The sequence below is a fragment of the Streptomyces sp. NPDC006235 genome (assembly GCF_040613735.1).
In the GTDB taxonomy this organism is placed as follows: Bacteria; Actinomycetota; Actinomycetes; order Streptomycetales; family Streptomycetaceae; genus Streptomyces.
This window is the reverse complement of record NZ_JBEXSR010000004.1, coordinates 280,087-305,095: the sequence shown is the minus strand read 5'-3', so window position 1 is coordinate 305,095 and position 25,009 is coordinate 280,087. Positions and strand designations below refer to the sequence as shown.

Sequence of the window (25,009 nt, the reverse complement as noted above, 5' to 3'; positions counted from 1 at the left end):
GGGGCCCGGACAGCGCAGGGCCCCGGAACCGGCGCAGGGGTCCCGGGGCCCGGTCACAGGGCGGGCCGACGGGGCGGCCCACCCGACGCGGTGCGCAGACTCAGACGCGGCGCAGTACGGCCACCACCTTGCCGAGGATGGTCGCGTCGTCGCCGGGGATCGGCTCGTAGGCCGCGTTGTGCGGCAGGAGCCAGACGTGGCCGTCCTCGCGCTTGAAGCGCTTGACGGTGGCTTCACCGTCGAGCATCGCGGCCACGATGTCGCCGTTCTCGGCGACCGGCTGGCGGCGGACCGTCACCCAGTCGCCGTCGCAGATGGCGGCCTCGATCATCGAGTCGCCGACGACCTTCAGCACGAACAGCTCACCGTCGCCGACGAGCTGGCGGGGGAGGGGAAAGACGTCCTCGACGGACTCCTCGGCAAGGATCGGCCCACCGGCGGCGATACGGCCGACCAGCGGGACGTACGACGCGGCCGGCTTGCCCGCGGTGTCCGTGGGCTGCACGGAGGCGGCCTGGTCGGAACCGCGCACCTCGTACGCGCGGGGGCGGTGCGGGTCGCGGCGCAGGAAGCCCTTGCGCTCCAGCGCCATCAGCTGGTGTGCGACGGAGGACGTGCTGGACAGGCCCACGGCCTGGCCGATCTCGCGCATCGACGGCGGGTAGCCGCGCCGCTGCACGGAATCCCTGATGACCTCGATCACGCGGCGCTGGCGGTCGGTGAGTCCGGAACTGTCCGCCCGGATGCCGGGAGGTCGCCCCGGCAGGGAGCGCTTGTGCCCCTCAGGGTTCGTGGCTTCGTTCATCGCATGCACCGGCTCCAGTCGGCCCTGGGAGCGGTCCTGGGCAGTGATGGCGGCACTGTCTGCGGTGGTGGTCACGTCGGCCCCTCTCGATGGTCTCCCTGCTGGACAACGGTAGTTGCTTTCGAAAGGTTGCGCCAAACACACGTTCGAGTGAAAAAATCGCGAATCGGCTGACGCGATCATGTGTCCGGGTGTATTGGCTACCGTTCCACCTGGCGGGCAAAAGCGCCCATTGCTGTACTCTTCACCGCCGGGGTGATCGCCTCGGGGTCTGCCGCCCAGTCTGCCATCCGGCGTTCTCCCGCCCCGGGACCAGCCCTCATCTGTGCGGGAGTCCCACGTCCCCTCCTCGCGGCGACCACGGTATCTCCGCATGTGCTGCAGCGATACGGCTGTACGCGTACGGATGCCGCCGGCGAGGCCGGCCGGGCCTGTTCGATGGTGCCACCGAGGCCGGTCGAGGCAGGTGTGGCTGGGCCGGTCACGCGTCACCTGCGGCTATGGGCGCGACACGCGCGTATTGGCGTGCATGTATGAGCCAATCCCCACATCTAGTGGTTGGATTGCAGCAGTAGCCCACAAGTTGTGGTCCCCCCGGTCTTCGCGGCCATGGTCATCGCCTATGCTTGGGGCTGCTTCGTGGGGCGCAAGAGGCCCAGCGATGCTTATGAGTCTGCTGTGAGGAGGGTTGGAGTTCATGCACTGCCCCTTCTGCAGGCACCCCGACAGCCGTGTCGTCGACAGCCGTACGACCGACGACGGCACGTCCATCCGCAGGCGCCGCCAGTGCCCTGACTGCTCCCGTCGTTTCACGACTGTGGAGACGTGCTCGCTCATGGTGGTCAAGCGGTCCGGAGTCACCGAACCATTCAGCCGTACCAAGATCATCAATGGTGTGCGCAAGGCGTGTCAGGGACGGCCCGTCACCGAGGACGCGCTCGCCCAGCTCGGCCAGCGGGTCGAGGAGGCGGTGCGGGCCACCGGAAGCGCCGAGCTGACCACCCACGACGTGGGGCTGGCCATACTCGGCCCGTTGCAGGAGCTCGATCTCGTCGCGTACCTGCGCTTCGCCTCCGTCTATCGGGCGTTCGACTCGCTCGAGGACTTCGAGGCGGCCATCACGGAGCTCAGGGAAGAGACGGGACGCCCCGGCGCGGACGACGGAGACCGCGAGGACGCGGGGGCGGGGAGCCAGGAAGACGACCGCGGGCCCGGAGGGACGGGACACGTCCCCGAGCCCGCAGGCGCCGCCGACTGACCGGCGGGCCGGACCCGGGCGGCAGCTCCGGGCCCGGCCGGGCGGCGGCGATGTGAAGACCTGTTGCGGGCGATGTGAGTGGGTGCCCGCAGCATCAGACAGAACACCGTGCCACGGGAACAACGGGGCACTTCAGGGCGTTTTCGCCCGTACAGGGAGGCGGCATGACAGAGACGGCGAGCGGTCCGGCACGGAGTTCCCGCGCCAAGAGCGCCAAGGCGAGCAAGGGCCTGCGTATCGAGCGCATCCACACCACCCCTGGTGTCCACCCGTACGACGAGGTGGCCTGGGAGCGCCGTGACGTCGTCATGACCAACTGGCGCGACGGCTCGGTCAACTTCGAGCAGCGTGGCGTCGAGTTCCCCGACTTCTGGTCGGTGAACGCGGTCAACATCGTCACCAGCAAGTACTTCCGCGGTGCCGTCGGCACCCCGCAGCGTGAGACCAGCCTCAAGCAGCTGATCGACCGCATCGTGAAGACGTACCGGAAGGCCGGCGAGGACCACAAGTACTTCGCCTCGCCCGCCGACGCCGAGATCTTCGAACACGAGCTGGCGTACGCCCTCCTGCACCAGATCTTCAGCTTCAACAGCCCTGTCTGGTTCAACGTCGGCACCAAGCAGCCCCAGCAGGTCTCCGCCTGCTTCATCCTGTCCGTCGACGACTCCATGGAGTCGATCCTCGACTGGTACAAGGAAGAGGGCATGATCTTCAAGGGCGGCTCCGGTGCCGGCCTGAACCTCTCCCGGATCCGTTCCTCCAAGGAACTGCTGTCCTCCGGCGGCAACGCTTCCGGTCCGGTCTCCTTCATGCGCGGCGCCGACGCCTCCGCAGGAACGATCAAGTCCGGTGGCGCCACCCGCCGCGCCGCCAAGATGGTCGTCCTCGACGTGGATCACCCCGACATCGAGGACTTCATCGAGACCAAGGTCAAGGAAGAGGAGAAGATCCGCGTCCTGCGCGACGCGGGCTTCGACATGGACCTGGGCGGCGACGACATCGCCTCCGTCCAGTACCAGAACGCCAACAACTCGGTCCGTGTGAACGACGAGTTCATGACGGCCGTCGAGCAGGGCGGCAAGTTCGGGCTGCGCGGCCGGATGACCGGTGAGGTCATCGAGGAGGTCGACGCCAAGCAGCTCTTCCGCAAGATCGCCGAGGCCGCCTGGGCCTGCGCCGACCCCGGCATCCAGTACGACGACACCATCAACAACTGGCACACCTGCCCCGAGTCCGGCCGGATCACCGCGTCGAACCCGTGCAGCGAGTACATGCACCTGGACAACACGTCCTGCAACCTGGCCTCGCTGAACCTCATGAAGTTCCTGAAGGACGACGGCAAGGGCAACCAGTCCTTCGAGGCCGAGCGCTTCCAGAAGGTCGTCGAGCTGGTCATCACCGCGATGGACATCTCGATCTGCTTCGCCGACTTCCCGACCCAGAAGATCGGCGAGAACACGCGCGCGTTCCGCCAGCTCGGCATCGGCTACGCCAACCTCGGCGCCCTGCTGATGGCCACCGGCCACGCCTACGACTCCGACGGCGGCCGCTCCCTCGCCGGCGCCATCACCTCCCTGATGACGGGTACGGCGTACCGCCGCTCCGCCGAACTCGCCGCGGTCGTCGGCCCGTACGACGGTTACGCCCGCAACGCCGACGCCCACAAGCGCGTCATGAAGCAGCACTCCGACGCCAACGACAAGGCCGTCCGCATGGACGACCTGGACACCCCGGTGTGGGCCGCCGCCAGCGAGTCGTGGCAGGACGTGCTGCGCCTCGGTGAGAAGAACGGTTTCCGTAACTCCCAGGCGTCCGTGCTGGCCCCGACCGGCACCATCGGCCTCGCGATGTCCTGCGACACCACCGGTGTCGAGCCCGACCTCGCCCTGGTCAAGTTCAAGAAGCTGGTCGGCGGCGGCTCGATGCAGATCGTCAACGGCACGGTCCCGCAGGCCCTGCGCCGCCTCGGCTACCTGGAAGAGCAGATCGAGGCGATCGTCGCCCACATCGCCGAGCACGGCAACGTGATCGACGCGCCCGGTCTCAAGCCCGAGCACTACGAGGTGTTCGACTGCGCCATGGGCGAGCGGGCCATCTCCCCGATGGGCCACGTCCGCATGATGGCCGCGATCCAGCCGTGGATCTCCGGTGCCATCTCCAAGACGGTCAACATGCCGGAGACGGCGACCGTCGAGGAGGTCGAGGAGATCTACTTCGAGGCCTGGAAGCTGGGCGTCAAGGCGCTCGCGATCTACCGCGACAACTGCAAGGTCGGCCAGCCGCTCTCCACCAAGAAGTGGGAGGAGAAGGCCGAGGAGCCCGCCGCCGTCGAGGCCAAGGTCGAGAAGGTCGTCGAGTACCGCCCGGTCCGCAAGCGCTTGCCGAAGGGACGTCCCGGCATCACCACGTCCTTCACCGTCGGCGGTGCTGAGGGCTACATGACCGCCAACTCCTACCCGGACGACGGTCTGGGCGAGGTCTTCCTGAAGATGTCCAAGCAGGGCTCGACCCTCGCGGGCATGATGGACGCCTTCTCCATCGCGGTCTCCGTCGGCCTCCAGTACGGCGTCCCGCTGGAGACGTACGTCTCGAAGTTCACGAACATGCGCTTCGAGCCGGCCGGTATGACGGACGACCCGGACGTGCGGATGGCGCAGTCGATCGTCGACTACATCTTCCGCCGCCTGGCGCTGGACTTCCTGCCGTTCGAGACGCGCTCCGCGCTCGGCATCCACTCCGCCGAGGAGCGTCAGCGTCACCTGGAAACCGGTTCGTACGAGCCGAACGAGGACGAAGTCGACGTCGAGGGCCTGGCCCAGTCGGCGCCGCGGGCCCAGGAGCTGAAGGCCGTCTCCGCGCCGAAGAACGAAGAGGCGGCCAAGCCCGCCCCGCAGACGGCCCACACCAGTGCCGAACTGGTGGAGATGCAGCTGGGCATCCAGGCCGACGCCCCGCTGTGCTTCTCCTGCGGCACGAAGATGCAGCGCGCCGGTTCCTGCTACATCTGCGAGGGCTGCGGCTCGACCAGCGGTTGCAGCTGACGCCAGCGCCTTGAGTAGATGACAGAGGGGCACCGCCTTCGGGCCGGTGCCCCTCCTGTCGTCACGGGCTGGGGAAGCCGGGGCGCCTGTCCAGTACACAGGGGGCTCACCCCCGGCCCCTGGGGCTCCCCGGCGGCAGACTCACGGCTGGCGCGCGGCACCCATCGTCCTGGCGAAGTCCGCAGGGTCACCCTCGAAACCGCGGACGCCGGGGCGGAAGTCCCAGGGACCGGAACCGTCCCGGACGAACTCCGCGACCGTCGCCGCGGTGGCTCCCAGGGCGCCTCCGAAGTCGTCCTCGGCCAGGACCGTGTACCCCTCGCGGATACGCAGCCCGGGGTTCACGACGCTGACGAAAGTGCGCTCCGCCGGGCGCTGCTGGATGACGACACCGACCACCACGCGCGCGTACCGGCCGTCGAGCCGGTCGAGTTCCAGCGTCATGACCTCGTCGTAGCCGAAGCCCTGGCCGTCCTTGCTGTCCCGGTTGAGATAGATGGTGCCGTCGGGGGAGCGGCTGTCGAAGTGCACCACGTAGGCGGGATCGCCGTGCGGATCGTCCGCCAGATAGGTCGCCGCGACGAGGTCCAGGTCGGTGGACGGCTGCCCCGCCGGACTGGGATCCCACCGCACCGCGATCTCGACCTTGCGCAGCCCCTTGTTCAGCCCGTCCACCAGCGTCCCCTTCCCCGTACCGACCCGCCCGTTTGCCTCAACTGCCGGGCAGTCATGACTGTTTGTCCATCCTGCCACGCGTGCGGGTACGCGCGCCGGAGAGCGGTCCAGCCGAGAGTGACCGACGCCACGCTCCGTGGCCTTACCATGGCGCGGTGCTGGTCAAGTGGATTCGCTGCACCGTGGTGGACCGCCGCGGTTTCGAGCGGGGGCAGCGGAAGTGGGCGGGGCTTCTGGGGGAGCCGGGGTTTCGGGGACAGGGGGGTGGCTGGAGCCGGAGGCGGCCGGACGTGGCGCACATCTTCGCGTTCTGGGAGAGCCGCGCCTTCTACGACTCCTTCATGGCGCGGTCCCACGACCGGCTCGCGTCGGCCCAGTCGGGCACGTTCAAGGACGCCCAGGTCAGGCTCTTCGACTATCGCTTCGATGTGAAGACCGGGTTCGAACCGCGCTTCACGGACGCCGACCTGCTGCGCGTGGCGCTGTGTCGTATCCACGAGGAGCGGGTCGAGCATTTCGTGCTGATGCAGGAGAAGGTCTGGAACCCTGCGATGGCCGGCTCGCCCGGCATGGTGCGCGGGCTGTTCGGTGAGGCACCCGGGAACGAGTTCATGGTGCTGTCGATGTGGCGGTCGGCCGCCGAGCACGGCAAGTACCGCACGGAACGCGTGGAGCGGCTCGCCTTGCGGGCCCAGACGGAGGCGGACGTGGCGGCACTCACCGGGGACGTCGTGGACATGGAGCCGAGCTGGACGGTCTGAGTCCGGGCGGGCCGGGCGGGCCTGGACTGATTGATTCCGGCGGGACGGGCGTGCGACCTGTGTGATCTGTGGTGCAGGATGTGTGTGACCTACGCTGTATAGGGGGGCATGAGTGCTCGATGTGGCCCCACCCGATCTAGGGTTTTGGCATGGCACGACCACGGCGCATCGTCCTTGTCCGGCACGGCGAGTCAACGGGCAATGTTGATGACTCCGTGTACGAGCGTGAACCCGACCACGCCCTGGCACTGACCGAGCGGGGCCGACGGCAGGCGGAGGCGACGGGCGAGCAGTTGCGCGAGCTGTTCGGCGGCGAGCGCGTCAGCGTGTACGTCTCCCCGTACCGCCGCACCCACGAGACACTGCGCGCCTTCCGCCTCGACCCCGGCCTCATACGGGTGCGCGAGGAACCCCGGCTGCGCGAGCAGGACTGGGGCAACTGGCAGGACCGTGACGAAGTCCGCCTCCAGAAGACCTATCGGGACGCGTACGGCCACTTCTTCTACCGTTTCGCCCAGGGCGAGTCCGGCGCCGACGTCTACGACCGGGTCGGCGGCTTCCTGGAGAGCCTGTTCCGCAGCTTCGAGGACCCGGACCATCCGCCGAACGTCCTGATCGTCACCCACGGTCTGGCCATGCGGTTGTTCTGCATGCGGTGGTTTCACTGGACGGTCGCCGAATTCGAGTCGCTGTCGAACCCGGGGAACGGCGAGGTGCGCATGCTCGTTCTCGGAGACGACGGCAAGTACACGCTTGACCGGCCGTTCGACCGCTGGCGAGATCCCGAGCCCTACGGGATCACTGGATAGAGTGGCAGGGCGATGACCGCTGATTCCTCCCCCGACGGGCGCCTGGACCGCGCCCTGGCCAGCCTGCGCGGACTGTCCGTCGGGGACGCCCTGGGCTCCCAGTACTTCGTGCCCGTGAACTACCCGCTGCTGAAGCGCCGCGAGCTTCCGTCCGGGCCGTGGCAGTGGACCGACGACACGGAGATGGCCGGCTCCGTCGTCGCCGTCCTGGCCACTCATCACCGCATCGATCAGGACGCCCTGGCCCGCTCCTTCGCCGAGCACCACGATTTCGACCGGGGCTACGGACCCGCGGTCAACCGCCTGCTGCGGCTCGTCCGGGAGGGCGGCGACTGGCGCGAACTCGCTGCCGGGCTCTTCAACGGACAGGGGTCCTGGGGCAACGGCGCCGCGATGCGGATCGCCCCGCTGGGCGCCTGGTACGCGGACGACCCGGAGCAGGCGACTCACCAGGCGGAGATCTCGGCCTACACCACCCACCAGCATCGCGAGGCCGTCGTCGGCGCCATGGCCGTCTCCGCGGCCGCCGCGTTCGCCGCCGCTCCCGGTGGGCCGCCCGGGGCCGAGGCCCTCCTCGACGGGGTCATCGACCTGGTGCCGAAGAAGAGCGCGGTGGGCGCGGGACTGCGCCGGGCCCGGGACATGCTCGACTACGCCGACCCGGCCACGGTCGCGGCGGTACTGGGATGCGGCCGGCGGACGACCGCCCACGACACGGTGCCCTTCGCCCTCTGGTCGGCCGCGCGAAGTCTCGGTGACTACCAGCAGGCCTTCTGGACGACCGCGCAGGTCGGCGGGGATGTCGACACCACCTGCGCCATCGTGGGCGGCGTGATCGCCTCGGGCAAGGCGGGGGTGCCGCCCGCCGAGTGGGTGGCGCGGACGGAGCCGCTGCCGGACTGGGTGCCTGCGTCGGGCTAGCGGTCAGAACCTCTTCTGCGCTGGTCCGGCCATCAGAACCGGTGGTCATCAGACCTTCCCGTGCGCATCAGAACTATCCGGTGCGCGTTGGGAACTCTCCGGAACAAGTTGCGAACTCTCCGTGCACGTTGGGAACTCTCCGTGACCGTTCGCGCGTTGTCGTGACATCAGCGGTGCGAGCCAGGAGGCCGCACGCGCTGGAGGTGCCTGACGGGAGGGTGAAGGGGGTGATCATGGAAGTTCTGCTGGCTGTTCTGATCCACTGGTGGGACGTATGCACGCGCCGCCTGGGACCTGCGCGGCCGGTCACGGACCGGCCCGGCAGCCGCCGGCAGGCCCCTTTCGGGCCCGTCGGCGAGCCGCCGAAGCCGTCTCGCAGTGCCTGCGCGTCAGCCCAGCCCCGGCCCGGCCGAGCCGGAGAGGGCCTCCAGGTCGCTCTTGCGGACCCGGATCACCAGCCAGGCGGTCGCCAGGGCGAGGACGGCCATGGCCGCGGCCGGGATGAAGGCGGCGGAGATGCCCTGGGCCAGTACCTCGTGCCCCCACGGCGCGGGCAGCTGATGCGTCGTGGCGAACTCCGCCTTCTGTTCGGGGGAGCCCTCGGCCATGAACTGCGGAAGCTGCTTCTCCGCCTCGTCCCTGGTCGCCGTGCCGAACACGGTCGTCAGGATGGACAGGCCCAGCGATCCGCCGACCTGTTGCGTGGTGTTGAGCAGTCCGGACGCGGCGCCGGCCTCGTGCTGGGCCACACCGGAGACGGCGGTGAGCGTCAGCGTCACGAAGTTCAGGCCCATGCCGAAGCCGAACACCAGCATCGGGCCGAGAACCCCGCCGACGTACGAACTGTCGGAGCTGATGAGCGCTTGCCACGCCAGTCCGATCGCCGCGAGCGTCGAGCCCAGGACCATGAACGGCTTCGGACCCAGCACCGGCAGGAACCGCTGCGACAGACCCGCGCCGAGCGCGATCACGACGGTCACGGGCAGGAAGGCGAGCCCTGCCTCGATCGGGCTGTAGCCGAGCACGTTCTGCACGAACAGCACGATGTAGAAGAACATGCCGAACATCGCCGCCGCGAGGCTCAGCATGATCACGTAGGTGCCCGAGCGGTTCCGGTCGGTGAACATCCGCAGCGGGGTGATGGGTTCCTTGGCCCGGGACTCGATGATCCCGAAGGCCAGCAGCAGGACTACCGCGGCGGCGAAGGACCCGATGGTGAGGCTGTCCCGCCAGCCCTCGTCCGCCGCCCGGATGAAGCCGTAGACGAGGGATGCCATGCCCGCGGTCGAAGTCACCGCGCCCGCTATGTCGAAGCGTCCGGTGTGCCGTTCGGACTCGCTGATGTAGAGCGGAGTGAGCACGGCGATCAGCACGCCGATCGGCACGTTCACGAAGAGCACCCAGCGCCAGTCGAGCCACTCGGTGAGCATGCCGCCCGCGAGCAGGCCGATGGCACCACCACCCGCGGACACCGCGGCGAAGACGCCGAAGGCTCGGTTGCGCTCCGGGCCCTCGGGGAACGTGGTGGTGATGAGAGCCAGCGAGGTGGGCGACGCGATCGCGCCTCCCACGCCCTGGAGTACCCGCGCGGCCAGCAACTGCCACGGCTCCTGGGCGAGCCCGCCGAGCAGCGAGGCGAAGGTGAACAGCAGGATGCCGGTCATGAACACCCTGCGGCGCCCGAGGATGTCACCGGCGCGGCCGCCGAGGAGCAGCAGACCGCCGAAGGTGAGTGTGTAGGAGCTGACGACCCAGGTGAGGTCGGTGGTGCTGAACTTGAGTGCGTCTTGAATGTGCGGGAGCGCGATGTTCACAATCGTCGCGTCGAGTACCACCATGAGTTGGCAGGCCGCGATGACGGTGAGCGCGATGCCGGGGTGTCCCTCCCGGCGTGCCGCACCTGGCTTCTGGTCCTTGAGCAATGGAGAGGTTGTCACTATGGGTCCCCCACGAGTGCGTTAGTGAACGCTCGCGTTCACTGTCGCGTCAAAGGTAGTGAGTCCCCGACAGTGAACGCAAGCGTTCACTTGTGGCGTCGTCGTGCGGCACGTCCCCCTTTGCCGCCGCCCGGCACGTCCCCCACCCCGGAATCCCCGCTTCATCTGCTCGTTGGAGAGAGTTCGATGGTTACCCCGAGCTGGGCGGACGCCCCCGCTCAGACGGCCGCCCGCCGCCGCGGCGCCGTGCTCGAACGCGCGATCCTCGATGCCGCGCTGGATCAACTCAGCACCGTCGGCTGGAACGGCCTGACGATGGAAGGCGTCGCCGCCGGTGCCCAGACCGGAAAGGCCGCCGTCTACCGTCGCTGGCCCTCCAAGGAGGACCTCGTCGCCGACGCCCTGCGTGCCGGACTGCCGCGCTTCGACGCGGTACCGGACGAGGGGAGCGTGCGCGAGGACCTCTTGGCGCTCTGCCGGAGAGCCCGCGACGCGATGTTCTCCCGCCCGGGCTTCGCGCTTCGCTCGGTGATTCACGAATGTGACACGACGCAGGCCGAACGCTTCCATGCCGTGATCTTCGACGGGGTGGTGGAGCCCACCATCAAGATGCTGCGGGAAGTCATCGAGCGCGGAATCAGGCGAGGCGAGGTGCGTTCCGACGCTGCGAACGGATACGTCTTCGACGCCATCCCGGCGATGATGATGTACCGCTCCAAGATGTGCGGCTGTGAATGGCGGGACCAGGAAATCGAGGAGATGATCGACCAGTTGATGGTTCCGCTGCTGCGGTCGAGCGGCACCTGACCGGGGTCGACGGTGCCCGTCGCACCGTTGGGGCCGACCGGGGTGTCGCGGGTGGTTCGGGGCGGCGTAACCTAGGGTCGCCATGCCGTACGAACCGCCTACTCACACCGTCGAGCGCTCCCTTCGAGCCACGACCGGAGCGAAGATCGTTGCAGGTGTCGACGAGGTGGGGCGCGGCGCGTGGGCCGGTCCCGTCACCGTCTGCGCGGCGATCACCGGACTGCGCCGGCCGCCCGAGGGTCTTACAGACTCGAAGCTGCTCACCATCAAGCGACGCACCGAACTCGCCGAGGAACTGCGGAAGTGGGTGACGTCGTACGCATTGGGGCACGCCTCCCCTGAGGAGATAGACCACCTGGGGATGACGGCCGCGTTGCGGCTCGCCGCAGGACGTGCCCTGGACGCCCTGCCGGTCCGCCCCGACGCGGTCATCCTCGACGGGAAGCACGACTATCTCGGTGCGCCCTGGCGAGTCCGTACGGTGATCAAGGGCGACCAGTCGTGCGTGGCGGTCGCGGCGGCCTCGGTGATCGCCAAGGTTCAGCGCGACAAAATGATGGCCGAACTGGGTATCGACCATGCAGACTTCGGTTTTGCGGACAACGCCGGGTATCCGTCACCCGTGCACAAGGCCGCACTGGCGGAGCGGGGCCCCACCCCTCACCACCGGTTGTCGTGGGCGTATCTTGATGCGCTGCCCCAGTGGCGGCACCTCAAGAAGGTCCGCAGCTGGACGGACGGAAGTGTTCCGGAAATCGAGGGTCAGCTGGGCTTCGATTTCTAACGGTTTCGTTCGCACGCATGCGCCACCCGCCGACGCGGGCCGTACCAACGTTTGATAAATATCAACCCATGCCTCTCATTCCCGAGGAGCCTCAGATTCACGAGAGTGCCCAGGGTCCCCGCGCCACACCGGCCAGCGGCCGCACCGCGCCGACCCCTCGCCCCGTACCCGGCCCCCGTCCCGCGGCTCCGTCGCGCCCCGGCCGTCCCGGTCCTGTGCGGCCCGCGCCGCCGGCGCAGCGCACGCCGCGTGACGCGGCCGCCAAGCCCGGCCCGTCGGGTCCGGCAGCCGATGCCGCCGCTCCGGCCACCCCGCAGATCCAGCTGATCCCGGCTTCCGCCGAAGGCGCGCTCGACGCCGCCGAGGAGGCCGTGGACCTGCTCCTGGACTCCGGTCGAGCCCCCGGCGACGTCCTGGTGATCACGACCGGCGAACAGCACCCGTGGGCCGCCCACGAGCTGTCGTTCGGCGAGACCTCCTACTGGGCGCAGCACGACGCTGGTGACGACGTCTTCTACACGGACGCCACCGTCGCCGGACGTGCCGCGTCTCGTCCGGTGGTCGTGGTCGCCGTCAACGGCGGTGCCGAGGCCGCAGCCGCGAGCGCCCTGTCCCTGGCCCACTCCCGGGCCACCGCGCTGCTGATCGTCTGCGGTGATCCGCAGCGGATCAACTCGGTGCTGGGCACGAGCGTCTGAGTCGGTGCCGTGGCGTCCGGTCGGGCGCCGGGGCTGACCTCAGGCGCCGCTCCAGCGGGTCCGCACGGTGGGTGGTTCGGCATGCCCGGAGGGGGGCGCCGTGGCTGCGCACGGTCCTGCCGGGGTGGCCCAGTGCTCTTCGGGGATGTTCGTTCCCCGACTGCCGGTCACAGGAACCGTGGTCTGCCGTAGGACGGGGCACGGCTCCTCAGATCGTGCGGGGCCCCTCCCGGTGCGGGACAGTCTGCCCAGGGGCGGCCTCTCGTAGAGTGGCTGTCCTTCTCAGGGGTTGTCTTACCGACAGCTTGCGCCTGGGACGGTCTGTCACAGGAACGGTCTGTCCGGAGATCTCAGCGTGCCGCCGCAGCGCGGCGCAGCACTTCGGAGGCGGCGCCACCGGTGCGCGGCAGCGGCGGCGGTGCCTCCGACGTGTCGAACGGCTCCGGCGCCGACGCAGAGTGCGGGCGGCGTCCGCCGCGGCCCTCGCCGAGCACCTGCCAGCCGTCGCGGGTCAGCGTGATGTACGCCCCGCAGCGCAGCCCGTGCAGGGTGCAGGCGTCGCGCAGCCCCCACATCCACGCGCCGTCCTCCTCGGTCCAACGCGCGTCGCCCTCGCGGCAGTAGAGCAGCACGGCGGTGCGCACCGGTGTGCGGCGTCGCAGATCGTGCGGGATGATCCGGCGCAGCTGCGCCAGTAGCACGTTGCGGAACATCCAACCGTCGGCCGCGGCCGTCCGGCGGACGAAAGAGGCGCTCGCCCGCAGCCGCTCGTCCGGATCGAGCACGGCGATGACGGCGGTCGCCGGCTGCGGATGGTGCCGGGCGTGCAGTCCGCTGACGACTTCACGGGGGTTACGGAGAAGCGGGATCCCGGCGGCGGCCCATTCCGCGGGTTCGAGCAAGCGGTTGGCGGAAGCGGCGGACGTCGATGCCGCTGCCGAGGCCGGAGCGAATCCGAAGGTCACGGTCCTCCCTTCGGCTACGCGCCCACACTGCGGGCGGGGTCGGAATCGGGGAGCGCGCACCGCAGCGAAGCCCTACCGGATCGGCGGTCGTACCGTGCGGGAGCGGACCTCAATTCTTCCTGTCGAACTTGAATGCGGCAACGAGCAATTGGCGCAGTCGACCGTTATCAGATGATGCGCGGCTAATATCCTCACCCTGTGCGTTGCCGGGCCACCCATGGGGCGTTCGAGCACGACACGTTCGTACGTCACTGCCGTGCGCGGCGTCCAGAGGCGTGCGCGACCGGGCAGGTGGCGGTATCCGGTCGGAGGGCCGGTGCCCGGCCAGAATAGGGCGGCCGAGCCTCCCGATGTGCTGTCAGCCCTGGACGGCCAGCACCAGCGGCAACACCCCCTGGGCACCGGAGCGCCTGAGCCTGCGGGCCGCGACCGCGAGGGTCCAGCCGGTCTCCGTGTAGTCGTCCACGAGGAGGACCGGGCCCTGGGCCTCGGCGAGGGCGGACGCGAGGGCGGGCGGCACGGTCAGTGCCCCGGCGAGCGCCTTCAGCCGCTGGGCGCTGTTGCTGCGGGGCCCCGGGTGCAGGTCGCCCGTGTATTCGACAGTGCCCAGCAGGGGCAGCCGGCCGACTTCCGAGATTCGTGCTCCCAGGGAGTGGATCAACTGGGGCCGTGTGCGCGAGGCGACGGTGACGACGCCCACCGGGCGGGGCTGCGGATCCGGCACGCCCGGGGCCCAGCCACCGGGTCCCTTGGCCCAGTCGGCCAGCACGCCCATCACGGCCTTCGCCACGTCGTCCGGCACGGGTCCGTCGGGTGCCTGGGGCGCGAGCATGGGCCGCAGCCGGTTGCCCCAGCCGATGTCCGACAGACGCCCCAACGCACGTCCGGGCGCGGCCTGTTCGCCGGCCGGGATACGTCCCTTGAGATCCACACCGATCGCCGGCAGCCCGGTCGGCCACATCCGGCGGGGCTCCACCTCGACACCCGCGCGCCCCAGGTCCACGCGCGCCGCGTCGAGCGCCTCCGCGGACATATCCGCGGTGAAGCGCGGGCCCGCGCAGTTGTCGCAGCGACCGCAGGGCTTGGCGGCCTCGTCGTCCAGCTGGCGTTGCAAGAACTCCATCCGGCAGTCGGTCGTCGACGCGTACTCGCGCATCGCCTGCTGCTCGGCCTTGCGCTGCCGCGCCACCCACGCGTACCGCTCGGCGTCGTACGTCCAGGGCTGCCCGGTCGCGATCCAGCCTCCCTTGACCCGCTTGACCGCCCCGTCCACGTCGAGGACCTTGAGCATCGACTCCAGGCGGGAGCGGCGCAGCTCCACCAGGGGCTCCAGGGCGGGCAGCGACAGGGGCTTGTCCGCGTGAGCGAGGATGTCGAGCGTGCGGCGCACCAGCTCTTCCGAGGGGAAGGCGAGCGACGCGAAGTACTCCCAGATCGCCTCGTCCTCCTTCCCGGGGAGCAGGAGCACCTCGGCGTGCTCCACGCCGCGTCCCGCACGGCCCACCTGCTGGTAGTAGGCGATGGGGGAGGAGGGCGAACCGAGATGCACCACGAAGCCCAGATCGGGCTTGTCGAAGCCCATGCCGAGCGCTGACGTGGCGACCAGCGCCTTCACCTTGTTGGCGAGCAGATCCTCCTCTGCCTGCTGCCGGTCGGCGTTCTCCGTCTTGCCCGTGTACGAGGTGACCGTGTGCCCCCGCTGCCGGAGGAAGGCGGTGACCTCCTCGGCGGCGGCCACGGTGAGTGTGTAGATGATCCCGGAACCCGGCAGTTCGTCGAGGTGTTCGGCGAGCCAGGCCATCCGGTGCGCGGCGTCCGACAGCCGGAGCACGCTCAGACTCAGGCTGTCCCGGTCGAGCGGGCCCCGCAGTACGAGGGCGTCCGAGCTGCCGCCCGTGCCCAGCTGTTCCGCGACGTCTGCCGTCACACGGGCGTTGGCGGTGGCGGTGGTGGCGAGCACCGGCACGCCGGGCGGGAGGTCGGCGAGCATCGTGCGCAGCCGGCGGTAGTCCGGCCGGAAGTCGTGGCCCCAGTCGGAGATGCAGTGCGCCTCGTCCACCACCAGCAGCCCGGTGGCGGCCGCGAGCCGGGGCAGCACCTGGTCCCGGAAGTCCGGGTTGTTGAGCCGCTCAGGACTCACCAGCAGGACGTCGACCTCGCCCGCGGCGATCTCGTCCTGAACGGCTTCCCACTCCTCGGTGTTGGAGGAGTTGATCGTCCGGGCGTGGATACCGGCCCGGGCCGCCGCATCGACCTGGTTCCGCATGAGCGCGAGCAGCGGGGACACGATCACGGTCGGACCGCTGCCCTGCGACCGCAGCAGCGAGGTCGCCACGAAGTAGACCGCGGATTTGCCCCACCCCGTGCGCTGGACGACCAGGGCGCGGCGTTTGTCGGCGACCAGTGCCTCGATCGCCCGCCACTGGTCCTCACGCAGCCGGGCCGTTCCCGAGATGTCCCCGACGAGACGGGCGAGGACCGTGTCGGCCGCCGCCCGGAGATCCGCTTTGCTCGTGTGCTCCATGCGTCCCATACAACAGGACGGCACTGACAGCGCGAGCGGTGCATGAGTCAATCCGGCACCTCGCTGTTCCTGTGGCGTGTCCCTGATCGTAGTTATCCACAGGGTCAAGCGGATCTTTGGATTCCGCGAGATCGTCTCCGCATGACGAACCACAGCGAAGCGACTGGATCCTCCGAAAACGGCGACATCACGGGACCCGAAGCGCACGACAAAGACAAGGACCGCGGACCGCGGAAGCGGGCGGGCGAGACAACCGGGCCGCACGCCCCCGGTCCCGCATTCGACGGCCACGGCGGCGAGCACCAGGTCACCCTGCGCACTCCGGCCGAACTGGCCGACGCCCTGCCGTATCTGCTCGGGTACCGCCCGGAGGACAGCATCGTCCTGGTCGCCCTGCACGACAAGGACGGACGGGGCCGGTTCGGGGGCCGGGCCCGCCTCGGCATCCCCGCGAACGCGGACGACTGGCCGTCAGCGGCCCGGCAGCTGGCCCACGGACTGGTGACGGGCAGCGAGCGCCGAGGGGCCCGCCCCGAGTCGATGGTCGCCTTCCTCTGCCAGGAACCGGAGAAGGGGGAGTCCGGCCGACAGGTCATGGAGCGGCTGAAACCGCTGGCGCAGAGGCTGCGCGTGGAGTGCGGTTCCCTGGACGTGACGGTGGTCGAAGCGCTGTGCATCTCCGACGGCCGTTACTGGTCGTTCTGCTGTGATAACGCGGTGTGCTGCCCGCCCGAGGGCGCCCCCATGGGCCTGCCCGGTACATCGGTGCTGGCGGCCGCTGCCACCTACGCGGGCATCCAGGTGCGCGGCACGCTGCGGGAGCTGCGGGCCCGGCTGCTCCCCTGGGAGAACGCCGCCGCTCTCGAGCAGGAGAGCGCCCTGGACACCGCCAGCCAGGCACTGGTCCCGAGGATCTTGGACGAGGCCGGCCGCGCCGACGTCGCCGACGAGACACTGCGACTGGCAGGGCGGGTCCTGGACCGCTTCGCCGGGGCGCAGCCGGTCTCCGGCATGCTCCTGGCGGATCTTCGCGACGACGAACTTCTCACGCACGACGAGGCGGCCCGGCTGATCCTCGGCCTCCAGGACCGCGCGACCCGTGACCGCGCGGCCGAGTGGATGGAGGGCGACGAGGCCGGACTCGCCCTGCGCCTCTGGCGGTCGCTGGCCCGCCGCTGCGTCGGCCCCTATGGCGAGCACGCCGCGGCGCCGCTCACTCTCGCCGGATGGGTCGCCTGGTCCACGGGCGACGAACTGGAGGCCCGGGAAGCCCTCGCCATGGCCCTGGCCGCGGACCCCGACTATCTCTTCGCCCGTCTCCTGCACGAGGCCTGCAACGAGGGACTCGACCCGGAGTCGATCCGCAGCTGCCTGCGAGCGGAGCGGGACGGCCGTGGGAGCTCGGGCGCCGACGAGTCGGCGGCTCGTGTCGACGGCGTGGGTGCCGGGGCGGGCGGCTCCCTGGCTCGGGCGGAAGAGGCGGAAGAGGCGGAAGAGTCTGCCGATCGGCTCGAGGACCCCCTTGTCCCGATGGACGACGTGGCCGGGCGGGCGACCGGCTCCGTCGAGCCGTGCGACACCTCGCCCGCCCGGTCCACGACCGACGAGATCGCCCCGGGCGAGGCAGCCGCGTCCGATTTCGAGCCGGAGCCCGCAGGCGCGGCCACGCCGGTGCCCTCACGTCGTCGACGCCGTACCCGTTCCACCCGTTCCACCGGTGCGGTCGGCACCACCCCGGGTGATGCCCGCAGGGGAGAACGCATCCCCGGCGCCCGGGGTCCCCGCCGGCGCACACCGGAAGGCCCTACGCGCCCTGCCGGTGCCGCAGAGGTCGGCACGCGTGCCGGGCGAGCGACCGCGGGCACGGCACGGTCCGGCAGCGGACGCACGAGCGGCACGCGTGCGCGTACGTCGGGGAAGACGGCCATGCCATGCGGGAGCATCGGCCAGGAGGGCGCACAGCCCGACCAGGGCACGGAGGGGGAGGAGTGAGTGCCCGCATGGGGTCGGCGACGCACGCGGGGCGGGGACACGGGCGTGACCCGAAGGAGGCTCACGCCGTTCACCTGAGTGGCGGAACGCCTGGACGGGCCGTGACGCCGCACCGCTCCTGCCCCGCCGGAACGCTCCGGCACCGGCGCCCAACCCGATCGAGGCGCACAGAGCGCAGAGGAAGCCTCTCCATGCATCAGCCGACTCCGCCCTCCGCCGCCGACGACCGCCATGCCCCGGGTGGGCCGCCAGCACCTCGTGGGTCGGGCCCCGGCCGGCCCGAGGCAGGCACTCCACGGTCGGGGGCCCAGAACGCCCCTCCGCGGGCGGCGGCACGCGTCGACGGCTTCGGGCCCAGGTTCCCCGGAGGTGCCTCACCCGCCTCGCTGCCCACCGGCCCGGACACCTGCCCGCCCTCGACACAGGCCCGGGGCCGTTCGGCACTCCAGGGGGCGGGCCCGAAACTCCAGGGGGCGAGCCCGAACCGCCGCCCCGGTTCCGCGTCGGCGTACGGCTCGCCCTCGCCGCCCGTGGCCCAGAGCCGGGGCCCGTCCCCCACCGGGCAGCCCGCCGCGCCTCCCCGGGGCGCCACGATCCCCGGGCTGCGCTGGTCCGCCGACCTGCCGCCCGCCCACACCATGATGATCTGTGTCGCGCTTCCCGGTCTGGCCATCTCGACGCAGGAAGGGCAGATGACCGGCCGGGGACTGGAAGGGTTCTACCGCGCCGGCCGGCGGGTGCTCTCCCGGTGCGAAGTCCGCGTGGCCGGGCGGGAACCGCTCGCCGTGCAGGCCCGTATGGCTGCGGCCGACCGCGCCAGGTTCGTGGGCACGCTCCGCACGTCGCCGCAGGCAGGCCCGGACCCGGACGTGGTCGTGGAACGCAACCGTCTCGCGGACGGCACGGAGCGGATCACCCTGCACAACTCGGCTCCCCATCCGCTGCGTCTGCCGGTCGAGGTGTCCCTGGGCACGGACCTGGCCGACCTGGGGGCGATCGCCTCGGGCCGCGCCGGACCCGAACTCCCTGCCAGCGTCCACGACTCAGGCCTGCGCTGGTCCTGCGCCACCGGCAACGCGTCCGTCACGGCCGCACCGCCTCCCTTGGACGCCCTGGCCTCGGCGGGGCTGCTGCGGTGGGAGCTCGACCTGCCGCCGGGCGGCAGCAGAAGCGTGGAACTGCGGGTGCGGCCCGACGGCGCCGGTCCCCTCCGGGCCGTGGGCCGCGCCGCGACCAGCCCCCTCGCCGCCGCACGAGCGGAAGGCGACGACCCGAGAGTCCCCCCACTGCTCAGGACGAGCATCGAGGACCTCCAGGCCCTCCTGCTGCGTGATTCCGCGAACCCCGCTGACACGCACCTCGCGGCCGGGGCACCCTGGCGCTGCGGTCTGGCCCCCGCCGACGCGTTCGTGGCCGCCCGGATGGCACTGCCGCTCGGTACGGGCCTGGCGGCGGGGACGCTGCGGATCCTCGCCCGTACGCAACTCACCGGCCCAGGACCACAGTCCGGGATGATCCCCGGTCCGAGGCGGGACGCGGGCCCGCACCTTCCGCCCCAGTGCACCGGTACGGAGGCCACACTGCTCTTTCCCGCCCTGCTCGCCGAGGCCCGCCGCTGGGGCCTCGGCGAGCAGGAGACAGAGGAACTGCTGCCCGCTGTCGAGCGCTGTCTGACCTGGCTGCGCACCACCGTGGGGGACGACACGTACCTGCGCGACCCGCATCCCGGCGGTCCCGTCCGCTGCGAGACACAGGCCCACGCCCACCGTGCCGCGCTCCTCGGCGCCGACTTGCTCGACGCCTGCGGCCGCACGGGCGGACCGGCACTCCGGCAGTGGGCGCAGGCCTTACGGACCGCCTTCCGCGAGGACTTCTGGGTCGACGACCTCGGGGGTGGCCGGCCCGCAGCAGCCCGTGCCCCGGACGGCAGGCCGGTGCCTCACCTGGGCGCGGCCGCCGTCCACCTCCTCGACACCGGCCTGCTGGGCGAGGGCGCCCTGGCGCCGGGTCTGCTCGACAAGGTGCAGACCGAGAACCTCGCCCGGCTGCTCGGCAGCCCTGTCATGGACTCGGGCTGGGGCCTGCGCGGACTGGGCACCAAGGAACCGGGGTTCAATCCGTTCGGTCACCGCGCCGGGGCCGTACGGGTCCAGGAGACCGCACTCGCCGTCGCGGGCCTGGCCGCCGCCGGCTACGACAACGAGGCGACCTCACTGCTGCGCGGCGTACTCGCGGCCGCCGAGACCTTCGCCCACCGGCTGCCCGACATGTACGCGGGGGAACAGCGCACGGAGGGCAGCGCTCCCCTCCCACACCCGGCCGCCTGCCGCCCCGCGGCCACATCGGCGGCCGCGGGAGTGCTGCTGCTGACCACGCTCGCCGGCATCCGCCCCGACGCCCCGGCAGGGACGGTCACCCTGCGCCCGATGCGCAGTGCGCCCCTGGGCGAGATCGGCTTCACGGGCCTGCGGATCGCCGGCGCCCCGTTCTCCGTGCGGGTCAGCCGGCTCGGCCTCGCCATGGTCGAGGAAGCGGCCGACGGACTTCAACTGGGGGTGTGACCTGGTACGACGTTCAACTGCTGGGCCACCGAGCTCCACAGCGGGGTCCATGTCCGACCGACGTGGATCAGTCGCCGATGGGACCGGCGAAGGGAGTGTTTATCGTCAGGCAGACGACTATGATCGCGGCATGCCCTACGACCCGTCAGCGTTTCCGCCCTTCGCCGTCACCGTGGACCTGGTCGTGCTGACCGTTCGCCGCCATGCCCTGTGTGCGCTGGCGGTACGCAGGGGGGAACCGCCGTTCCAGGGGCGTTGGGCGCTCCCCGGCGGCTTCGTGAGGGCCGACGAGGACCTGGCGCAGGCCGCGGCGCGCGAGCTGGCCGAGGAGACCGGACTGCGCGTCCACGACCCGTCCGTCCCCGCCCAGGACAACGGGGCGCATCTGGAACAGCTCGCCACCTACGGCGACCCCAAGCGGGACCCCAGGATGCGGGTCGTCAGTGTCGCCCACCTCGCACTAGCTCCCGACCTGCCCGCGCCCAGGGCCGGCGGCGACGCCAGCAACGCGCGCTGGGCCCCGGTGGAGGAACTGCTGCGGCAGGGCGGTTACGGGCGTGACGCCGAACCGGTCGCGCCGCTCGCGTTCGATCACGCGCAGATCCTGTCGGACGGAGTGGAGCGCGCCCGCTCCAAGATCGAGTACTCGTCGCTGGCCACGGCCTTCTGCCCGCCCGAGTTCACCGTTGGCGAGCTGCGCCGTGTCTACGAAGCGGTCTGGGGCGTGGCGCTCGACCCGCGCAACTTCCACCGCAAGGTCACGGGCACACCGGGCTTCCTCGTCCCCACCGGTGGGACGACCACCCGCCAGGGCGGGCGCCCGGCTCAGCTCTTCCGTGCCGGCGGTGCGACCCTCCTCAACCCCCCGATGCTGCGCCCCGAGGTCTGACGCGGATCCGGAACGCCAGGCGCCCGCTGCCCGGACAAGGGGCGTGTCGTGCCCGAGGCAGGCCTCGTGCTGCCCGAAAAACCGGACATAGCGCGCTATCTTGCTGCGGGTGATCCAGGCCTTCGGACTGACCAGCAACCCCCGCAAAGGGCTTCCGCCCGCAGCCGATGACGTCTCCTTCGAGGCGCGAGCGGGCCGCGTCACCGCGCTGCTCGGAGCACCGGGGGCCGGCAAGACGACAGTCCTCAGACTCATGCTGGAACTCCAACAGGGCCGTGGCATCACCTACTTCCGGGGCCGCCCCCTGCACCGCATCGCCCATCCCTCGCGCGAGGTCGGTGTGCTGCTGGGCGACGTTCCGGGGCACCCGGCCCGCACGGTCCGCGGTCATCTGCGCATGCTGTGCGCCGCGGCAGGGGTCCCGGTCCGGCGTGCCGACGAAGTCCTCGAGGCGGTCGGGCTCGTGAGCCTGCGCGACGAACGCCTCGGCACCCTCTCGCGCGGCATGGACCGCCGCCTGGGCCTGGCCTGCGTCCTCCTGGCCGATCCGCACACGCTCGTCCTCGACGACCCGGCCGACGGCCTGTCCGTCCGCGAGAGCCACTGGCTGCACGGCATGCTGCGCGCCCACGCCGCCCAGGGCGGCACGGTCCTGCTCACCACGGCCGACCCCAAGGAGGCCGCCCGCACCGCCGACCGCGTCGTCACGATGGAGCAGGGCAGGCTCGTGGCCGATCAGGAGATCGCGGAGTTCTCGCGCACCCGCCTGCGTCCCCGGGTCGCCGTACGCAGCCCGCACGCGGCGCGTCTGGCGGTTCTCCTGACCAAGCAGGCCCGCACCGCGCGGCGCTCCGTCGAAGTCGTACGAGAAGGCGGCAACCGCCTCTCCGTGTACGGCAGTACCTGCGCCGAGGTCGGCGAGACGGCGTTCCGTCACGGCATCGTCGTCCACCAACTCGCCGACGAGATCGGCGACATGGGGCCGGGGGCAGGAGCGGCGCGGGCAGGTGAGCCGCAGGTCAGCCGTGACCCGGTGCCGGGCACGGCAGGGCAGACGGCGGGCGGCTCGCACGCGGCCGCCGACACAGTGCGAACGCCGGCCGGCGCGCTCGGGAACGTCGGCGCCGAGCCGGAGTGTGCCGACCCGGCGTGCGCCGACCCCAGGCCAGGGCACTTCACCGACGCGCACCGGACGACCGTTGCGTTCCAGGCCGCCGACGGTGAACCGCGCCCCTCCCTCGACGCTCCTAAGCCCGTCCCGGTCACGGTCACGGCCGAGCCCGTGGCCGCCGGCGCCGAGCCGCGGCCCCCGGCTGAGTCACGACCTGCCGTTGACGCGCCGAAGCCGGTCACCGACGAGCCGTTGTCCTCCGACGGGCCCGCACAGCCCGCCACAGAGCCGCGGGAAAACCCGGACGTTCCCTCGGTCGGCCACCTGTCCGACGCCGATGCCCGTCCTGAGGAGACGACAGCGCCTCTCGCTCTCCACCGCACCGGCGCACGCACGGCGCGCACACTCGACGCACTGCCCCCTCTGCCGCCTCCCATCTCCGTCCGCCCCGCCCCCAGCCCCCTCCGTCCCCTCCGCTACGAGATCCGCCGTGCCGCCGGGATCGGCACCGGGTTCCTCACCGGGGCCGCCGTGCTCGCCGTGTCCGCCGTGACCGCCGTCGTGCTCGCCCGGATCGGGCACACCCCGCAGCCGCGCCTGCTGGCCGCATGGCCACAGGAGCTGCCCCTGCCGCCCGCGGCGCTAGGCGCGGGACTGCTCGGCGCGCTGGCCTTCGGCGACGAGTTCCGCCACCCCGCCCTGGCCGCGGACCGTGGCACCGTGCCCCGTCGGCTGGGGCTGCTGGCCGCCAAACTGCTCGTCGCCACGGCCACGGCGCTGTTTCTGGCCGCCCTCACCGTCGGCTGCGACGCCGAAGTGCTCTATCTCGTCTACGGACGGGAGCTCGCCCAGGTTCCCGCCGACTGGCTGTCCATGAGTGCGAGTTGGATCGGGCTCGTGGTCGGTTGCGCGTGGGCGGGCGTACTGGCCGCGGGCGTCTTCCGGTCCACCACGGCCGGGCTCGCCGCCGTGGCCGCCGTGCCGCTTCTCGTCGTACCCGCGGTGCACAAGGTCCTGGAAGGACCGTCCGTGCGGACCGCGGCGGGACTTCCCATGCGGCTGCGCGAGGCTCTCCTGCCGCGATGGCCCTTCGGGGGAGAGCGCTATCTGGAAGCAGCGCTCAGCATGATCTCCCAACCCGTCGGCGGCGCACTGACGTTGTCGCTGACCGCACTGCTCTGCGCGTACCTGCTCACCGCGCTGCGGAGCCGGTTCCGGTGACGACTGTCCGTAACCCTTAGTTCGGCCATGCGCACAACTCCCCGCAGAACGCCCATTTCTTTCCGATAAGGCGTCAATTGCGACGGGGTGAGCGATCACCCTTTCGTGTGCTTTTCACCAAAGACCTCAAGGGAGTTGGAGACGGCGCCGACAAAGGATGCGTGAGTACCCTTGCGCACACCATGATGACCGCCGCCCGCTCCGCTGAATCCGGCCTCGCGAGCCCGGGCGAACTCGACCGCTACCCCTTCGCGGAGGCCCCCGCCGTCGACCGCGTCGGTGCCCCTGCCTGGGACGGCGGGGACCCCGAGCTGGGCCGGGTGGGCAGGCGCGCCGCGGGCAGCCGCGGACGCGGGCTGCACGGCCAACTCGTCCAGCAGCTCGGTCAGATGATCGTCTCCGGCGACCTGGGCGCCGACCGCCCGCTGGTGCCCGAGGAGATCGGCCAGCGGTTCGAGGTCTCCCGCACCGTCGTCCGCGAGTCGCTCCGCGTCCTGGAGGCCAAGGGCCTGGTGAGCGCCCGCCCGAACGTCGGCACGCGCGTGCGCCCCGTCAGTGACTGGAACCTTCTCGATCCGGACATCATCGAGTGGCGGGCCTTCGGTCCGCAGCGCGACGACCAGCGCCGCGAGCTGAGCGAGCTGCGCTGGACGATCGAGCCGCTCGCCGCCCGCCTGGCCGCCGGGCACGGGCGCGAGGACGTCCAGCAGCGCCTGACGGACATGGTCGAGATCATGGGGCACGCGTTGGCCCAGGGTGACGCGCTCACCTTCTCCCGCGCCGACTCCGAGTTCCACTCGCTGCTCATCCAGGTCGCCGGCAACCGCATGCTGGAGCACCTCTCCGGGATCGTGTCCGCGGCCCTCCAGGTTTCCGGAGGCCCGGTCGCCGGCTGTGACCGGCCGAACGAGACGTCGCTGGCGCACCACGGCCGCATCTGCGACGCCCTCGCCGCCGGCGACGGAGCCGCGGCCGAGGCGGCGATGCGACAACTCCTCACGGTCCATCCAGAGGTGGAACGCGTAGTGCCCGCTCCTCGCGAGCACTGACCGCGTTCCGCGGGCGGCGCGGCCGGGTGTGCCACCCCCCTCCTGTGGCAGTGCCCGTTCGGTGATCCGCCTCCCGTCGGACCCCGCAGGATCTGGCGATCCTGCGGGGTCCGACGGCGCGAAGGGGCCGCATGATCCGCCCGAGCGGCCGGGTAACAACCAGGTGTGACCTACTTTGCCCACGTTTGATCTATTTTGTGC

General features: G+C 71.0%; 18 protein-coding genes. 13 read left to right on the top strand and 5 right to left on the bottom strand.

Going from position 1 to position 25,009, the window contains the following annotated elements; genetic code table 11:
• Nucleotides 1–100: 100 nt before the first annotated feature.
• On the bottom strand, nucleotides 101–880 hold the full coding sequence (lexA, locus tag ABZ192_RS07375; RefSeq protein WP_030845416.1) for a transcriptional repressor LexA: 780 nt from the start codon (nucleotides 878–880) through the stop codon (nucleotides 101–103).
• Nucleotides 881–1,502: 622 nt separating this feature from the next.
• Between lexA and nrdR the strand changes: the two genes are divergently transcribed.
• Both nrdR and ABZ192_RS07365 read left to right on the top strand, forming a co-directional pair.
• Nucleotides 1,503–2,063 carry a transcriptional regulator NrdR gene (gene nrdR / locus ABZ192_RS07370; protein ID WP_356923544.1) on the top strand — a complete coding sequence of 187 codons (561 nt, stop codon included), beginning with the start codon at nucleotides 1,503–1,505 and terminating at the stop codon, nucleotides 2,061–2,063.
• 164 nt (nucleotides 2,064–2,227) lie between these two features.
• Complete coding sequence (locus ABZ192_RS07365; protein ID WP_356923543.1) at nucleotides 2,228–5,104, top strand: vitamin B12-dependent ribonucleotide reductase; 2,877 nt, start codon at nucleotides 2,228–2,230, stop codon at nucleotides 5,102–5,104.
• A gap of 141 nt (nucleotides 5,105–5,245) precedes the next feature.
• On the opposite strand, the gene ABZ192_RS07360 is transcribed toward ABZ192_RS07365, so the two are convergent.
• Nucleotides 5,246–5,779, bottom strand: coding sequence for a TerD family protein (locus ABZ192_RS07360; RefSeq protein ID WP_356923542.1), 534 nt, complete (start codon nucleotides 5,777–5,779; stop codon nucleotides 5,246–5,248).
• Between the two features lie 155 nt (nucleotides 5,780–5,934).
• Between ABZ192_RS07360 and ABZ192_RS07355 the strand changes: the two genes are divergently transcribed.
• The 3 genes from ABZ192_RS07355 to ABZ192_RS07345 all read left to right on the top strand — a co-directional run bounded on the left by ABZ192_RS07355 (nucleotide 5,935) and on the right by ABZ192_RS07345 (nucleotide 8,270).
• Entirely contained in the window at nucleotides 5,935–6,540 is a 606-nt protein-coding gene (locus tag ABZ192_RS07355) for a YdbC family protein (protein ID WP_356923541.1), read from the top strand.
• 149 nt (nucleotides 6,541–6,689) lie between these two features.
• Complete coding sequence (locus tag ABZ192_RS07350; protein ID WP_059417402.1) at nucleotides 6,690–7,349, top strand: histidine phosphatase family protein; 660 nt, start codon at nucleotides 6,690–6,692, stop codon at nucleotides 7,347–7,349.
• 12 nt (nucleotides 7,350–7,361) lie between these two features.
• Complete coding sequence (locus tag ABZ192_RS07345; RefSeq protein ID WP_356923540.1) at nucleotides 7,362–8,270, top strand: ADP-ribosylglycohydrolase family protein; 909 nt, start codon at nucleotides 7,362–7,364, stop codon at nucleotides 8,268–8,270.
• 389 nt (nucleotides 8,271–8,659) lie between these two features.
• On the opposite strand, the gene ABZ192_RS07340 is transcribed toward ABZ192_RS07345, so the two are convergent.
• Nucleotides 8,660–10,207: an MFS transporter gene (locus ABZ192_RS07340; protein WP_356923539.1), complete on the bottom strand. Its 1,548-nt coding sequence runs from the start codon at nucleotides 10,205–10,207 to the stop codon at nucleotides 8,660–8,662.
• Nucleotides 10,208–10,393: 186 nt separating this feature from the next.
• On the opposite strand from ABZ192_RS07340, the gene ABZ192_RS07335 reads away from it, so the two are divergent.
• The 3 genes from ABZ192_RS07335 to ABZ192_RS07325 all read left to right on the top strand — a co-directional run bounded on the left by ABZ192_RS07335 (nucleotide 10,394) and on the right by ABZ192_RS07325 (nucleotide 12,496).
• The gene (locus ABZ192_RS07335; RefSeq protein WP_356923538.1) at nucleotides 10,394–11,014 is read left to right on the top strand and encodes a TetR/AcrR family transcriptional regulator; all 621 of its coding nucleotides are present in this window, start codon (nucleotides 10,394–10,396) and stop codon (nucleotides 11,012–11,014) included.
• An 82-nt stretch (nucleotides 11,015–11,096) separates the two neighbouring features.
• Complete coding sequence (locus ABZ192_RS07330) at nucleotides 11,097–11,798, top strand: ribonuclease HII (RefSeq protein ID WP_356923537.1); 702 nt, start codon at nucleotides 11,097–11,099, stop codon at nucleotides 11,796–11,798.
• Between the two features lie 68 nt (nucleotides 11,799–11,866).
• Entirely contained in the window at nucleotides 11,867–12,496 is a 630-nt protein-coding gene (locus ABZ192_RS07325; protein ID WP_356923536.1) for a hypothetical protein, read from the top strand.
• Between the two features lie 350 nt (nucleotides 12,497–12,846).
• Here the strand turns inward: ABZ192_RS07325 and ABZ192_RS07320 are convergent, their stop codons facing one another.
• Together ABZ192_RS07320 and ABZ192_RS07315 are read right to left on the bottom strand one after the other, a co-directional pair.
• Nucleotides 12,847–13,461, bottom strand: a complete 615-nt coding sequence (locus tag ABZ192_RS07320) for a hypothetical protein (RefSeq protein ID WP_356923535.1) — start codon at nucleotides 13,459–13,461, stop codon at nucleotides 12,847–12,849.
• Nucleotides 13,462–13,819: 358 nt separating this feature from the next.
• Nucleotides 13,820–15,985: a RecQ family ATP-dependent DNA helicase gene (locus tag ABZ192_RS07315; protein ID WP_356923534.1), complete on the bottom strand. Its 2,166-nt coding sequence runs from the start codon at nucleotides 15,983–15,985 to the stop codon at nucleotides 13,820–13,822.
• A gap of 141 nt (nucleotides 15,986–16,126) precedes the next feature.
• On the opposite strand from ABZ192_RS07315, the gene ABZ192_RS07310 reads away from it, so the two are divergent.
• The 5 genes from ABZ192_RS07310 (at nucleotide 16,127) to ABZ192_RS07290 (ending at nucleotide 24,808) form a co-directional block, all read left to right on the top strand.
• On the top strand, nucleotides 16,127–17,977 hold the full coding sequence (locus ABZ192_RS07310) for a DUF4192 domain-containing protein (protein WP_356923533.1): 1,851 nt from the start codon (nucleotides 16,127–16,129) through the stop codon (nucleotides 17,975–17,977).
• Nucleotides 17,978–18,615: 638 nt separating this feature from the next.
• Complete coding sequence (locus ABZ192_RS07305; protein WP_356923606.1) at nucleotides 18,616–20,538, top strand: glycogen debranching N-terminal domain-containing protein; 1,923 nt, start codon at nucleotides 18,616–18,618, stop codon at nucleotides 20,536–20,538.
• 130 nt (nucleotides 20,539–20,668) lie between these two features.
• On the top strand, nucleotides 20,669–21,427 hold the full coding sequence (locus ABZ192_RS07300; RefSeq protein WP_010034909.1) for an NUDIX hydrolase: 759 nt from the start codon (nucleotides 20,669–20,671) through the stop codon (nucleotides 21,425–21,427).
• Between the two features lie 109 nt (nucleotides 21,428–21,536).
• Nucleotides 21,537–23,759 (top strand): ATP-binding cassette domain-containing protein, encoded by a 2,223-nt coding sequence (locus ABZ192_RS07295; protein WP_356923532.1) that lies wholly within the window; start codon nucleotides 21,537–21,539, stop codon nucleotides 23,757–23,759.
• A gap of 161 nt (nucleotides 23,760–23,920) precedes the next feature.
• Nucleotides 23,921–24,808, top strand: a complete 888-nt coding sequence (locus ABZ192_RS07290; protein WP_356923531.1) for an FCD domain-containing protein — start codon at nucleotides 23,921–23,923, stop codon at nucleotides 24,806–24,808.
• The last annotated feature ends 201 nt before the right edge of the window (nucleotides 24,809–25,009 follow it).